Origin of the sequence: Streptomyces sp. NPDC091282 (assembly GCF_044757385.1) — a bacterium.
Taxonomy (GTDB): domain Bacteria; phylum Actinomycetota; class Actinomycetes; order Streptomycetales; family Streptomycetaceae; genus Streptomyces; species Streptomyces gramineus.
Map to the genome: position 1 here is coordinate 17169 of NZ_JBIVUX010000004.1, position 14467 is coordinate 31635.

General features: G+C 74.1%; 10 protein-coding genes. 5 read left to right on the forward strand and 5 right to left on the reverse strand.

Annotated elements, in window-relative coordinates; translation table 11 throughout:
* The first annotated feature begins 67 nt into the window (after positions 1-67).
* Positions 68-556 carry a molybdopterin-dependent oxidoreductase gene (locus tag ACIQOE_RS19220; RefSeq protein WP_351328948.1) on the forward strand — a complete coding sequence of 163 codons (489 nt, stop codon included), beginning with the start codon at positions 68-70 and terminating at the stop codon, positions 554-556.
* Here the strand turns inward: ACIQOE_RS19220 and ACIQOE_RS19225 are convergent.
* On the reverse strand, positions 471-3212 hold the full coding sequence (locus tag ACIQOE_RS19225; RefSeq protein WP_365553488.1) for a molybdopterin-dependent oxidoreductase: 2742 nt from the start codon (positions 3210-3212) through the stop codon (positions 471-473). The two genes, ACIQOE_RS19220 and ACIQOE_RS19225, sit on opposite strands and share 86 nt — an antisense overlap.
* The gene (locus ACIQOE_RS19230; RefSeq protein ID WP_401412568.1) at positions 3209-4033 is read right to left on the reverse strand and encodes an FAD binding domain-containing protein; all 825 of its coding nucleotides are present in this window, start codon (positions 4031-4033) and stop codon (positions 3209-3211) included. Before ACIQOE_RS19230 ends, ACIQOE_RS19225 begins: the two co-directional genes overlap by 4 nt.
* A gap of 185 nt (positions 4034-4218) precedes the next feature.
* On the opposite strand from ACIQOE_RS19230, the gene ACIQOE_RS19235 reads away from it, so the two are divergent.
* On the forward strand, positions 4219-5700 hold the full coding sequence (locus ACIQOE_RS19235) for a PucR family transcriptional regulator (protein WP_401412570.1): 1482 nt from the start codon (positions 4219-4221) through the stop codon (positions 5698-5700).
* A gap of 6 nt (positions 5701-5706) precedes the next feature.
* Here the strand turns inward: ACIQOE_RS19235 and ACIQOE_RS19240 are convergent, their stop codons facing one another.
* Complete coding sequence (locus tag ACIQOE_RS19240; RefSeq protein ID WP_351328941.1) at positions 5707-6102, reverse strand: helix-turn-helix transcriptional regulator; 396 nt, start codon at positions 6100-6102, stop codon at positions 5707-5709.
* Between the two features lie 88 nt (positions 6103-6190).
* Between ACIQOE_RS19240 and ACIQOE_RS19245 the strand changes: the two genes are divergently transcribed.
* Positions 6191-6787 carry a DUF6461 domain-containing protein gene (locus tag ACIQOE_RS19245; RefSeq protein ID WP_401412572.1) on the forward strand — a complete coding sequence of 199 codons (597 nt, stop codon included), beginning with the start codon at positions 6191-6193 and terminating at the stop codon, positions 6785-6787.
* 12 nt (positions 6788-6799) lie between these two features.
* Here the strand turns inward: ACIQOE_RS19245 and ACIQOE_RS19250 are convergent, their stop codons facing one another.
* Together ACIQOE_RS19250 and ACIQOE_RS19255 are read right to left on the reverse strand one after the other, a co-directional pair.
* Positions 6800-7321: a hypothetical protein gene (locus ACIQOE_RS19250; protein WP_401412574.1), complete on the reverse strand. Its 522-nt coding sequence runs from the start codon at positions 7319-7321 to the stop codon at positions 6800-6802.
* A 116-nt stretch (positions 7322-7437) separates the two neighbouring features.
* Positions 7438-9393 carry an amino acid transporter gene (locus ACIQOE_RS19255; protein WP_351328935.1) on the reverse strand — a complete coding sequence of 652 codons (1956 nt, stop codon included), beginning with the start codon at positions 9391-9393 and terminating at the stop codon, positions 7438-7440.
* A gap of 452 nt (positions 9394-9845) precedes the next feature.
* Here ACIQOE_RS19255 and ACIQOE_RS19260 point away from each other — a divergent pair, with 452 nt between their 5' ends.
* On the forward strand, positions 9846-12347 hold the full coding sequence (locus ACIQOE_RS19260) for an ATP-binding protein (RefSeq protein ID WP_401412576.1): 2502 nt from the start codon (positions 9846-9848) through the stop codon (positions 12345-12347).
* A gap of 139 nt (positions 12348-12486) precedes the next feature.
* Positions 12487-14328: an APC family permease gene (locus ACIQOE_RS19265; protein ID WP_399009604.1), complete on the forward strand. Its 1842-nt coding sequence runs from the start codon at positions 12487-12489 to the stop codon at positions 14326-14328.
* Positions 14329-14467: the final 139 nt, after the last annotated feature.

Below are 14467 nucleotides of genomic sequence, written 5' to 3' on the forward strand. Positions count from 1 at the left end.
CAGAACCTGGCATGTGCGTTTGTACGGAGGTGCGCCGCGGGTACCGTCTTCCGGGAGGAGGCCGCACATGACGCTCGCCGCACTCGACCTCACCGGAGACCTGGCACGGCCGGCCCGGCTCACCGTGTCCGACCTCCTGCGCTGGCCCCAGCACCGGGTGCGGGTCAGCTTCGACTGCGCCACCAGCGGCGTGCAGCGCCACGGCTTCACCGGACCCCTGCTGTACGACGTCCTCAGTGCCGCGGGCCCCGCGTTCGACGCCGCCCGGCGCAAGGACCGGCTGCGGTTCCTCATCGCGGTCACCGGCGCCGACGGGCACCACGCGCTGCTCTCCTGGGCCGAGATCGACCCGGACTTCGCGCACGCACCCGTCCTGCTGGCCGTCGGCATCGACGGGACCCCGCTGGATCTGGCGGGCCCCCAGCTGGTCCTGCCGCAGGACCGCTGCGGCGCCCGGCACATCAGCGGGATCACGGCGATACGGGTGGACGGGGCGTACGGCGGCTGGCGTCCAGCGCCCGCCACACCCGGTCACGCGTCAACGGCAGCTCCGTGAACCGCACGCCCGTCGCGTCCCGGACCGCGTTGGCCAGCGCCGGGCCGACCGGGTTGAACGGGCTCTCGCTCATCGACTTGGCGCCCAGCGGCCCGATGGCGTCGGCGGTCTCCATGAAGTGCACCTCGGTCCGCGGGACGTCGGCGTACTGCGGGAGCCGGTAGCGGCGGAAGGCCGCCGTCTCGACCGCGCCCCGCGCGTCCAGCCGTACGTTCTCGAAGAGCGTGGCGCCCAGCGCCTGCGCGACCCCGCCCTCCACCTGGCCCCGGCACTGCATCGGGTTCATCACCTTGCCCGCGTCGGCCGCGTGCACGCTGCGCAGGATGCGGATCTCGCCGGTGCCGGGGTCCACGGCCACCCGGAACCACTGCGCGTTGAAGGCGACCGAGCGCGGCGTGCCGCCGAAGTGGCCGTCGGCGGCGAGTTCGACGCCGACCCCGCGGGCGGCGGCGTGCAGCTCCTTGAGGGGCAGCCGGCCGCCGGGGTGCAGGACGGCCTCCCGGACGAGCCGGCAGTCCGCGCGCGGGACGTGCAGGTGAGCCGCCGCGAAGTCCAGGAGCAGGTCGGCCAGGGCGCGGGCGGCCCGCAGGGTGGCCTTGCCCGCGACGACCGTGCCGGTGGAGGCGAACGCGCCGGTGTCGTGCCGTACGACGTCCGTGTCGGACTGGCGGATCGTGATCCGGTCGACGGTGGTGGCGAGTTCGCCGGCCGCGATCTGCTGGTGCACGGTCGTGGTGCCGTTGCCGAACTCGGCCGTCCCCACGGCCAGGTCGAAGGCGCCGTCGGGGAGCACGGCGGCCCTGGCGTCGGCGATGTGACCGCCAGGCGGGCCGGTGGCGATCATCGCCAGCGCCGTGCCCTCGCCGACCAGCCAGCCGTCCGGCACCGTGTCCGGGACGGGTTCGGCCGCCGCCCGGCGCACGATGGACACGCACTGGTCGAGGCCGTAGCTCGCGATGTGCAGGTCCTCCTCGTGGCCGCCCGGGGTGAGCATCGCGTCGCCCGGCCCGATGATGTTGCGTGCCTTGAAGTCCACGGGATCCAGGCCGAGTCGGCGGGCCAGCTCGTCCAGCGCGGACTCGACGGCGAACAGGACCTGGCCGAGCCCGTAGCCGCGGAAGGCGCCCGCCGGGACGGTGTGGGTGTAGACGGAGTAGGCGTCGACCTTCTTGTGCGGGGCGCGGTACATCGCCGTCGACTCGCCGACGCTGTGGAACATCACCGCCGGGCCGTGGTTGCCGTACGCGCCGGTGTTGGAGACCACCCGCAGCTGGAGCGCGGTCAGCAGGCCGTCGCGGCCCGCGCCCGCCTTCACGTGGATGGTGAAGGGGTGCCGGGTGGTCGCGCCGTAGAACTGCTCGGCGCGGGTGTACTCCAGTTTCACCGGGCGGCGCAGCCGCAGCACGGCCAGCGCCACGATGTCCTCGACCAGCATCTCCTGCTTGCCGCCGAAGCCGCCGCCGACCCGGCCCGCGACCACCCTGACCTGGTCCTCGGGCAGGTCGAAGAGAGCGCACAGGGCGCGGCGGGTGAGGAACGGGGTCTGCGAGCTGGTGCGGACGGTGAGCCGGCCGTCCTCGTCGATCCAGCCGACGGCGCCGTGCGTCTCCAGGCTGGCGTGCTGGACCCGCTGGGTGCGGAAGGTGTCCTCGACGACGACGTCGGCCGCGGCGAACCCGGCCGCCACGTCGCCGATCTCGCCGTGCGCCTCGCCGACGACGTTGGCCCGCGGGCGGGAGATCCGGGCGGCCTCCGGGTCCTTGTCGTGTACCACGGGAGCGCCCGGCCGCATCGCCTCCTCCGGGTCCAGGACGGCGGGCAGCACCTCGTACGTCACCTCGACGCGGCGGCAGCCCTCCTCGGCGGCGGCCTCGCTGTCCGCGACGACCGCCGCCACCCGCTGGCCGATGTGGCGGACCGTGTCGTCCAGGAGGCGGGTGTCCGCCGGGTCCTCCTCGGGGTGCTCGTGGCGGGCGGTGGAGTAGTGCCGCTCGGGGGCGTCGTGATGGGTGAGGACCGCGTGCACGCCGGGGACGCGCAGCGCGGCCGAGGTGTCGATCGCCGTGATCCGGGCGTGGGCGTGCGGGGAGCGCAGCAGCTTCATGTGGAGCAGGCCGGGCACCTCGATGTCGAAGGTGTAGCGGGCGGTGCCGGTGACGACCTGCGGTCCGGCCGGGGCGGGCAGGTTGCGTCCGACGGACTCGCCGGGGGACGGCTCCTCGACGTGCCGGACGCCGCGGACCGCGTCCTCGATGGCGCGGTAGCCGGTGCAGCGGCACAGGTTGCCCTTGAACGCCCGCGGGAGGTCGGTCAGCTGGTCCTCGGAGAGGGCCGCGGTCGTCATCAGGAAGCCCGCCGTGCAGAACCCGCACTGGAAGCCCTGGGCGTCCAGGAACCGCTGCTGCACGGGGTGGAGTTCACCTTCCGGGGAGGCCAGGCCCTCGACGGTGGTGACCGTGCGGCCGTCGGCGCGGAAGGCCGGATAGAGGCAGCTGTGCACCGGCTCGCCGTCGACGTGGACGGTGCAGGCACCGCAGTCGCCCGCGTCGCAGCCCTTCTTCACCCCGAACCAGCCCCGGTCGCGCAGGTAGGTGCGCAGGCACTGGCCGGGACGCGGCTCCGCCTCGTGGGACCGCCCGTTGACCTCGATCCTCATCGCTCTCCCTGGTCGCGCAGTTCGCGGCGGATCTCCTCCGCCAGCCGGAAGCTCATGTGGCGCCGCCACTCGGGCAGGCCGTGGATGTCGTCGAACCACTCGTCGTCGGCGACCGCGGCCCCGATCGCCGTCCGCAGCGCCCCGGCCGTGGGCGGCAGCGGGAACCACAGCCGCACCGGCCGCACGGTCGACGCGGTGACCGTGAGCGCGAAGGAGCCGTCGACGGGGTCGAGGACGCCGATCACCAGGACGCCGGAGCGGCCCAGCCCGTAGAGGGAGGCCTGCCGGAACGCCGTGCGGCAGGCCAGGCTCCGGGCGGGCAGCGTGACCGAGCGCAGCAGTTCGCCCTCGGCCAGGTCCTTGCGGCCCGCGCCGGTCACGAAGGCGGTGACCGGGACCCGCCGTCGTACGCCGTCCTGGGCGATCAGCAGGCACTCGCCGTCGAGGGCGGCGGTGAGGGAGATCATCGGGCCGGCCGGGAGCGCGTTGCAGAGGTTGCCGCCGACGGTGGCCATGTTCCAGATCTTGAACGAGGCCAGGAAGGCCCGGCAGCACTGCTCGAAGAGGGGAGCGGCGGGGACCTGAAGGCCTGCCGCGGTCCGGGACAGCCGGGCGACGGTGCAGGTGGCGGCGATCTCCAGGGAGCCGTCCGGGGTGCGGGTGACGGGCTGCCAGCCGGTGCGGCTCAGGTCGACCAGGCGGCGCAGGTGCGGCTGGGGTTCGGAGAAGAGGAAGGTTCCGCCGCCCAGCCAGGCGTCGCCGGGCCGCCAGGGGGCCGAGTCCCTGGCATCGCGGATCTCCACCACCGTGTTCAGGTCCATGCCGGTCAGTGAAGCAACGCGCGGCCGCCCGGCACGACTGGTGCCGGGCACGGAAAAAACGAGCCGGGCCGGGCCGGTCCTGGATGATCCACCAAGAGGCGTTCCGTCCGGGCAGACTTGCATTTACGATGCCGTAACTCGCACTCACCTGGTGAATGCGAGGTTGGCGCGAGGAGTCTGAGCACATGCACGTCGAACACCTCCTGACGGACGTCTCCCTCGGGCTGCGCCCGCTGTGGGCGCAGGACGCCCTGCTGGCGCGGGAGATCAGCGGGGTCACGGTGACGGACCTGGAGGACCCGGCGCGCTTCGTGCGCCCCGGCGAGGTGGTGCTCAGCGGCCTGGTGTGGTGGGCGCCGGGCAAGGCGGAGCGCTTCGTGTCGGGCCTCAGCGAGGCCGGGGCCGCCGCGCTGTTCGCGGGCGAGGAGACCCACGGGAGCGTCCCCGAGGAACTGGTGGAGGCGTGCGCCAGGCACCGGGTCCCGCTCGCCGGGGTGCCGGCGCACATCATGTTCCGGGCCATCACGGACACCGTGTACCTGCGCCAGTGGGGCGAGCTGAGCCGGCGGCAGGCGCTGCCGGAGAACGCGCGGGTGCGGCTGAGCCGGCTGCTCGCGCGGGAGGCCGGGCCCGGGGAGGTGCTGGCGGCCGCCTTCGCGCATCTGGACCGGCTCGCCGCCCACGTGTTCACGCCGTCCGGCCGGACCGTCGCCGCCACGGCGGGCGCCGGGCCCGTGCCGGCCCGGGAGGCGGCGGCACTGGTCGCGGACGGGCGCGGGGTGACCGTGTCGGTGGCCGCCGACGGCGTCTCGCCCTACGAGCGCTGGCTGCTCTACCTGCCGGACCCGGACGGCGCACCGGCCGGGATGCTGCACGAGGTGGCCGCCGCGCTCGGGCGCTGCCAGGAGGCCGCCGTCCGGCGCCGGGCCGCCGAGCACCAGGCCGCCGACGAACTCGGCGCGCTGCTGACCGGACCGGCCGCCGCGGAGAGCGCGCTGCCGGCCGCCGTACGGGAGTGCGGACTGCCCGCCGACGGGCCCTACCGCGTGCTGGTCGCCGACACCGGGACGCGCCGGCCGGGACCGGCCGAGGGGGCGCTGTCGGAGGTCGCGGGGCACTTGGCGCCCGTCGCGGCGGTGGGACGGCTGCCGGAGGGGCTCGCCTTCGCCGTGCTGCCCACCGGGGACGCGGTGCCGAAGGAGGTCTGGGCGCTGGTCGCCGGCTGCGAGCCCGGCGTACCGCTGCACGGCGGGACCGGGGCGGCGGCCGACGGGCCCGGCGGACTCGGGGCGGCGCTGGCGCAGGCCCGGTACGCGTTCACCGCCGCCCGCGGCTCGGCCCCGCAGGACTCCGTCCTCGTCGACGCCACCGGGCTCAGCAGCCTCGCCGCGCTGCTCACCGGAGTGCCGGCCGACGTCCGCGCGGCCTACAGCCGGACCGTGCTCGGCCCGCTGCTGACCGGCGGACGCGCCGCCTCCGCCATGCTGGTGACCACCCTGGAGACCTTCCTGGCCTGCGACGGCTCCTGGGCGCGGACCGCCGAGGCGCTGCACCTGCACGTCAACACCGTGCACTACCGGATGCAGCGGGTGGAGCACTTCACCGGACGCGACCTGTCCCGGCTCGGCGACCGGCTGGACCTGTGGGCGGCACTGATGTGCCGGTGACCGCGGTCAGACGCGGTCGATGTGCACGTTCGTCGACTTCACGCGGGCGGTGGCCTCCATGCCCACCTCCAGGCCCAGTTCCTCGACGGCCTCGCGGGTGAGCAGCGAGACCAGGCGGTGCGGGCCGGCCTGGATCTCGACCTGGGCGGCGACGTCGCCGAGCTTGATCGCGGTGACGATGCCGGGGAAGGCGTTGCGGACCGACGTGTAGGAGGCGTCCTCCTCGGCCGTCCCGGCCCTGGCGAGCTCGACGGAGAACGCGGCGAGCGCCTTGCCGTCGATGAGCCGCCTGCCGCCCTCGTCGCGATGGGTGGTCATCCGGCCGGCGTCGGCCCAGCGGCGGGCGGTGTCCGGGCTGACGCCGAGCAGCCGCGCCGCCTGGCCGATCGTGTAGGACTGCATGGGCTCACGATAGGGCCGCCCGGCGGGGCCCGCGGACCGGCGTCCGCCGGTTCGGGCCCGGCGGCCGGGGTGTGGCAGCATCCGGCGTATGACGACCACAGGAGCGAGCCGGGGCCTGGACCTGTTCCGGCACCAGGACATCCCGATCTACACGCTGACCTTCGCGCGGGACGTGGCCCCCGAGGAACTGCTGACCCGCATGGGAGCCGTCCCCGGGACCCTGGCGCTGCGCGCTGCCGGCGCCGCGCTCGCCGACGACCTCGGTGACGACCTCTACGACGGGGACGAACCGGTCGTGCTGACCGGGGTGGACGGCGCGTGGACGTGGGCGTGGGAGCTGGGCGGCCTGCACGGGCTGGACGAGCGGGTCCTGGGTGCCGTCTCGGCGGGGACCGAGGCCGTCGTGGTCCACTACAACGAGAAGCCGATGCACTGGTTCAAGTACGCGGTCGGCGGTGACGTCCAGGTGGACTTCCACACCCTGCACGCGATCGACCCGATCGGGTACGACCCGGCACGGCTCGACGCCAGCATGCGGCCGCTGGGCCTGGTCCGCGGTGAGGCGGCGCCGCCGGACAGTGTGCTGACGCTGCTGGAGAACGCCTTCGGCATCGCTGTCACCGACCCGGCCACCGCCGGCGGCGAGCGCTGGAGCGGCCGGCTGCGCGCCCTGCCGGAGGAGTGAACGGCCCGGCGGTCAGGTCAGACCGGAGGCCCTGAGCACCGCGAGCGCGGTGGCGTCGTCGATCTCGTGGCCGAGCCGCGCGAGCACCTCGCCGCCCCGGCGCAGCGTGCCGCGGTCCAGGGAGCGGCGCACGCCGGTGTCCAGCTCGTGCCAGAGCAGCGGATTGGCGTGCAGCACGTGCAGGTCGAGCTCCAGCCGGTTGCCGGCGGTGTCGCGCAGCACCAGGTGGCCGGAGACGTCGCCGTACCGGCCGAGGTAGACGAGGGAGTCGGTACGGACGGTACGGCGGCGCAGCGGCCCGCGCGCGGTCAGCCAGCCGGGGCCCGCCGTCACCCGGGCCGGCACCAGCACGGCGAGGACGCCGGCCGACAGCGCGACCCAGAGCACCGCGCGCGCCGGGGTCAGGGTGCCGGCGTCCCAGTCCACCAGGAACGTCAGACCGCCGAAGCCGGCGGCACAGCACACGGCCAGGCGGGCGCTACCGCGCCAGGTGCGGTCACCGGCCGCCCGGCACCCGGGTCTTGTGTCCTCCATGGGGCCGACGGTAGGTCCCGCCGCGCGCCCGGGGACGGCGGCTGACGGCCTTCTTATGCGTACCGAGCGGTTATTGACGGGTTTCTTACGACGGCCGTCCGGGAGACCCGCGTGACTCAGCCCGTGTGGACGCGCGGCCGCCGGGCGCGGTCCGGTTCCGCCTCGCGCAGGACCTCCCGGGTGACCGGGGCGACCTCGCCCTGGCCGAACAGGAAGAAGCGCAGGAAGTTGGCGAACGGCCCGCCCTCGGTCCACTCGAAGTAGATGTGCGGGATGCAGGCGGTCTCGTCACGGACGTGCAGCAGCAGCGCGGCCAGGGCGTTCGGGATGGACGCCGACTCCAGGGTCAGGACCCGGTAGCGGCCGTGCAGGACCTCGCCGCGCACCGCCAGGCCCGCCTCGAACTCGGAGGGGTCGGTGACGGTGACCTCGACGAAGACGAAGTCCTCCTGTTCGGGCATGTCGTTGTCGGCCCGGATCTGCTCGATCTTGTCGCGGTACTCGGCCTTGTCGCGCCGGTCCGGCTCGTTGGCGATGAACCGCATCTTCCGGCTGGCCATGTCCCGGATGAATCGTTCCGCCATCGGGTCCAGGCTCACGCTCGTCACGCGCAGCTCGAAGGCACGGGCCAGGCGGGACAGCAGGGAGACCAGGATGATGCCGACGATGAAGCAGGCACCGATCTTCACACCGTCGGGCCGCTCGATGACGTTCACGACGGTCGTGTAGAGGAACACCGCCGAGATGACGCCGAACCCGATCGTCCACCCGCGCTGGCCCGCCTTGCGGGCGGCGATGGTCACCGCGACCGCGGCGGAGCTGATCAGCACCAGCACGCCGGTGGCGTAGGCGCCGCCCTGCGCGTCCACGTCGGCGTCGAAGATCCAGGTGACCAGGAAGGCGATCAGGGTGAAGACGATGACCATCGGGCGCACGGCACGCGCCCAGTGCGGGGCCATGCCGTAGCGGGGCAGGTAGCGCGGCATCAGGTTGAGCAGGCCGGCCATCGCCGAGGCGCCGGCGAACCACAGGATGCAGATGGTCGAGACGTCGTACACGGTGCCGAAGGCGTTGCCGAGGTACTCGTGCGCCAGGTACGCGAGCGCGCGGCCGTTGGCGTCGCCGCCGGACCTGAACTCCTTCTCCGGGATCAGCAGCGTGGTGATGAAGCTGGTCGCGATCAGGAAGCAGCTCATGATCAGGGCGGCCGTGGTGAGCAGCTTCCGGGTGTCCCGGATCCGGCCGGTGGGCCGCTCCTCGGTGTCGCCCGGGTCGCCCTGGACGTGCGGCATGACCGCGACGCCGGTCTCGAAGCCGGACAGGCCGAGCGCCAGCTTGGGGAAGACGATCAGGGCCACGCCGATCATGACGAAGACGTTGCCGTGCTCCGTGGTCAGGGCGCTGGTCCAGTCGGTGATGACGTGCTCGGCGGTGATGACGTGGTAGATCCCGACGATCACGACGACGACGTTCAGCGCCAGGTAGATGCCGACCAGGGCGACCGCGACACCGATCGCCTCCAGGAAGCCCTTGAGGAAGACCGCGCCGAGCAGCGCCACCAGGAACAGCGTGATGATCATCTGCTTGCCCTGGAGGGCGTCGGTCAGATGCGGGTTCTCCACCAGGTGCGTGGAGGCGTCGGCCGCCGACAGGGTGATGGTGATGAGGAAGTCGGTGGCGGCGAAGCCGAGCAGGGTCAGGACGAAGAGCTTGCCCTGCCAGAACGAGAGCAGCCGCTCCAGCATGGCGATGGAGCCCTCGCCGTGCGGGCTCTCCGCGGCCACGCGCCGGTACACCGGCAGCGCGCCGGCCAGGGTGACGACGACCAGCACGATGGTCGCGATCGGTGACAGCAGTCCGGCCGCGAGGGCGGCGATGCCCGGCTGGTAGCCGAGGGTCGAGAAGTAGTCCACACCGGTCAGGCACATCACCCGCCACCAGCGCTGGCCCTTGTGCGCGGGCTCCGGCTGCGCGTGGGGCCCGGTGTGGCCGCCGCTCTTGCCCATGTCGGACAGCCCCTCCAGCATCCAGGCGCGCAGGCGACTGGGAGGGGGGTGTTCGGTCGTGGCCATCGGTCGGGCTCCTGGTGTCCGGCGCGCTGAGTGCGGGGCGGTTCGATTCCGGCCATCACGCGGACGGCGGCACCAGCGTATGCAGAGAGTGACGCGTGGGCCCACGGATCAGCGGGGGCCGGGCGTCAAGCTTGCGTTAAGAATCGCCTGACGAGCGGTGGTGCGGCATCAGGAAGCGGGGGCCGCGAGGCCGCCGTGCGGCGTTCGGCTGTACGGGGGAAGGCGGTCCGGGGGCGCGGGACCGGACACCGAGCGTCATCCCGTACGACCGTGGACGCGTCCGGTCGCGCGCGGAGGCCGCCGTCCCCGGGACCACGCGGGCGGGGACGGCACACCGAGCCCGGCCTGTCCGCGGCACGGGCGTCAAGACGGTGTCAACGTGCTCGTCGGCGGCGCCAGAGACGCGTCAAGACGCCGGTCGCGGGCCGCGCCCTCCGCTTCTCCTTGAGGTGATGAACGACGTACCGCGCGGACGACTGAAGGTCTACCTCGGGGCCGCCCCCGGGGTCGGCAAGACCTACCGCATGCTCGACGAGGCACGGCGCCGCGCGTCCCGCGGCGCGGACGTGGCGGTGGGGTTCGCGGAGTGCCACGGGCGCCCGGGGACCGAGGCCATGACCGAGGGCCTGGAGGTCGTGGCCCGGCTGCGCTGCGCCCACCGGGGCGGCACGTTCGAGGAGATGGACGTCGCCGCCGTGCTGGCCCGCCGCCCCGAGGTCGCGGTCGTCGACGAGTTCGCCCACACCAACGTCCCCGGCGGCGCCCGGCACCCCAAGCGCTGGCAGGACGTCGAGGACCTGCTCGCCGCCGGCATCGACGTGATCACCGCCCTCGACATCCGGCACCTGGAGTCCCTCAAGGACGTCGTCGAGAAGATCACCGGGGTGCCGCAGCACGAGACGGTGCCCGACGAGGTGGTCCGGCGGGCCGCGGAGATCGAGTTGGTCGACATGTCGCCGGAGGGTCTGCGGCGCCGGATGGCGCACGGCACCATCTACGCCCCCGAGAAGATCGACGCGGCCCTCGCCCACCACTTCCGCCCCGGCAACCTCACCGCCCTGCGCCAGCTCGCCCTGCTCTGGGTCGCCGACCGGGTCGACGAGGCCCTCCAGTCCTACCGCGCCGAGCACGCCATCGGCGGGGTGTGGGAGACCCGGGAGCGAGTCGTGGTCGCGCTGACCGGCGGCCCGGAGGGCGACACACTCGTACGACGGGCCGCGCGCATCGCCGGCCGGTCGGCCGGCGGCGACCTGCTCGCCCTGCACGTGGCCCGCAGCGACGGACTGGCCGCCGGCGTCTCGCACGCCTCGCTGGCCAGGCAGCGCCGGCTCGTCGAGGACCTCGGCGGCAGCTACCACTGCGTCGTCGGCGACGACGTGGCCACCGCCCTGGTCGAGTTCGCCCGCGCCGAGAACGCCACCCAGCTCGTCCTCGGCACCAGCCGACGCGGCCGCCTCGAACGGTTCCTGACCGGACCGGGCACGGGGGAGGCGGTCACCGCGCTCTCCGGCGACATCGACGTGCACCGGGTCACCCACGAGCGGGCCGGCCGCGGCACCCTGCTGCCCTCCCGGCGCCGCACCCTGTCCACCCGGCGGCTGATCGCCGGACCGGTCGCCGGGCTCGTCCTGCCGCTGCTGCTCACCGTCGCCCTCGCCCAGGTCCGCGGCACCGTCAACCTGACCAGCGAGGCCCTGCTCTTCCTGCTCGCGGTGGTCGGCGTGGCCTGCATAGGCGGGGTCACCTCCGCGCTGATCGCGTCCGTCACCGCCTCGCTGCTGCTCAACTACTGGTTCATCCCGCCCGTCGGCCGGTTCACCCTCGACGATCCCAACGCCCTGCTGGCGCTCGGGGTGTTCGCGGTCGTGGCCGCCACCGTCGCCGCGGTCGTGGACCGTTCGCTGCGGCTGTCCCGGCGCGCGGCCCGCGCCACCGCCGAGGCGGAGACCATGTCGTCGCTGGCCGGCAGCATCGTGCGCGGCGGCCAGACCATCCCGGCCCTGCTGGAACGCACCCGCGAGACCTTCGGCATGGACTCCGCCGAACTCGTCTGCGAACCGCCCGACTCCGCCGACGCCACCGCCGTACCGGCAGGACCCGGCAACTACCTGGTCCTGCGCGGCCGTACGCCCTCCGCCTCCGAGCGGCGGGTGCTGGCCGCGTTCGCGGCGCACGCCGGCTCGGCCGTCGAGCGGGCCCGGCTCGCCCAGGCCGCCGCCGAGGTCGAACCGGTGCGCGCCGCCGACCGGATGCGCACGGCGCTGCTGCGGGCCGTCGGCCACGACCTGCGCACCCCGCTCGCAGCGGGCTGGGCGGCGGTCACCTCGCTGCGCAGCCGGGAGGTCGAGTTCTCCCCGCAGGACCGCGAGGAACTCCTCGCCACCGCCGACGAGTCGATGGCCCGGCTGAGCAGGCTCGTCGACAACCTCCTCGACCTCAGCCGCCTGGAGGCCGGTGTCCTGCGGCTCAGTCTGCGGGCGACCGCGCTGGAGGAGGTCCTCCCCGCGGCGCTGGCCGACGTCCCCGCGGCCGAGGTGCACGGCGACCCGGAGGACATGCCCGCGCTGCTGGCCGACCCGCCGCTGCTGGAGCGGGTGATCGCCAACCTGGCCGGCAACGCGGCCCGCTACAGCCCGCCGGGCAAGCCGGTGCTGGTCACCGTGAGCGTGCTGGCCGGACGCGCCGAACTCCGGGTCGTGGACCGGGGTCCTGGCCTGCCGCCGGCCGGCCGTGAGCGTCTCTTCGAGCCCTTCCAGCGGCTCGGCGACACCGACAACACCACCGGCCTCGGCCTCGGCCTGGCGCTCGCCCGCGGCCTCACCGAGGCGATGGACGGCACCCTGACCCCCGAGGACACCCCCGGCGGCGGACTGACCATGGTCGTCTCGCTGCCCCTGGCCGGCCCGGACGCGGCGCCGCCGGCTCCGCGGCACGCGCGGGACGCCTCCGGCTGAGCACGGCCCGCGACGCCGCCGTCAAGGAGGCGTCAAAGTCCCCTCGCCCGGCGCGAAGAAGGCGCAAGGGGCGCCGGACGCGGCGGTCGCCGGACAGAACCTTGTCGGGCGTTCGTCCCGTCCCGAAGGAGCACTCCTCATGTCCCTGCTCACCGCCGAACCAGGCGCCGTCCCCGCCGGTGAGGAGCCGCCCGACACCGGCGAGCGGCACCGGCTCACCGCCGTCACCGGCCTGGCCGCGCTGTCACTGGACGCCATGGCGTCGGTGGCGTACGGGCCGGAGGCCATCGTGCTGGTGCTGGCCGCCGCCGGTGCGCACGGGCTCGGCTTCACGCTGCCCGTCACCCTCGCCATCGCGGCCCTGCTGGCGGTGCTGGTCGCGTCGTACCGGCAGGTCATCGCGGCCTTCCCGGACGGCGGCGGCTCCTACGCCGTCGCCCGTCGCCACCTCGGGGCGCGGACCGCTCTGGTGGCCGCGGCCTCCCTGGTGCTCGACTACGTCCTCAACGTCGCCGTCGCGGTCACCGCCGGCGTCGCCGCGCTCACCTCCGCCTTCCCCGAGCTGTACGCCGACCGGCTCTGGATCTGCCTGGCCGTGCTGGTGCTGATCACCGGCGTCAACCTGCGGGGCATCGTGGAGTCGGCCAAGGCGTTCATCGTGCCGACCGCGGTGTTCGTGGGGTCGGTCCTCGTGCTGATCGTCGTGGGACTGTTCCGGTCCGCGCCGGTCAGCACCGCCACCGCCGCCGGACATGCCTCGGTGCTCGCCGACAACGCCTCGGGCGTCGGCGCCCTGCTCCTGCTGAAGGCCTTCGCCTCCGGGTGCGCCGCGCTCACCGGCGTCGAGGCCATCGCCAACGCCGTGCCCTCCTTCCGCGTGCCGCGCGTCCGGCGGGCCCAGCACGCGGAGGTAGCCCTCGGCGCCGTGCTCGGCGTGATGCTGATCGGTCTCTCGGTGCTGATCTCCCGCTTCCACCTCCAGCCGGTCCAGGGCGTGACCGTCCTCGCGCAGCTCGCCGACGCCTCGCTCGGCCACGACTGGGGCTTCTACGTCATCCAGTTCGCCACGATGATCCTGCTCGCGCTGTCCGCCAACACCTCGTTCGGCGGACTTCCGGTCCTGCTCAAGCTGCTCGCCCGGGACAACTACCTGCCGCACGTCTTCGCCCTCAAGGCCGACCGCCAGGTGCACCGGCACGGAGTGCTCGCCCTCGCCCTGGTCTCGGCGGCGCTGCTGGTGTTCTCCGGCGGCGACACCAACACGCTGGTGCCGCTGTTCGCCATCGGCGTGTTCGTCGGCTTCACCATCGCCCAGGTGGGCATGGTGCGGCACTGGTCGCTGGAGCGCGGGCCCGGCCGGCGGGGGAAGGCGCTGCTCAACGGCTTCGGCGCGGTCCTGACCGGGGTGGCGACCGTGGTCGTCACCGCCGCCAAGTTCACCGACGGCGCCTGGCTCGTCGTCGTGATGCTGCCGCTGCTGGTCGCCGCCTTCGGCGCCGTGCACCGCGCCTACGGACGCATCGGGGAACGGCTCGGGCTCGGGCGGATCCCGGAACCGCCGCGCCGCGAGCGGTCGGTCGTGATCGTGCCGGTGTCGTCCCTGTCCCGGCTCACCTCCCAGGCGCTGTCCGCGGCGGCCTCCCTCGGCGACGAGGTCCGCGCCGTGACCGTCTGCCACTCCGACCCCGAGGACCGTGCCCAGGTGCGCGCCCTGGAACGCTCCTGGGCCGCGTGGGACCCCGGCGTGCCCCTCGTCCGGCTGACCTGCGAGCGCCGCACGCTGGGCCGTCCCATCGCCGCGTACGTCCGCGAGGTCGCCGCGGCCGAACCGGCCACCCGGGTGACCGTGCTGATCCCGGAGACCGAGCCCGAGCGGCTCTGGCAGCGCCTGCTGCAGAACCAGCGCGGTGCCGTCGTCGCGCACGCCGTCCGCCGGGAGACCGACGCCGTGATCTGCCGGCTGCGGTTCCGCCTCGCCTGATCCTGCCGGTTCTCCCGAGGCTCGTGTTCCCCCAGTTCAGAGCGGTTTCCGCGACCGAACGGCGCTGTCCGGTCGCGGGCCGGCCGGGGCCGCGTAAGAGTCCCGTCAAAGGCGCGAACACCGCCGTAAGGGACCCGTC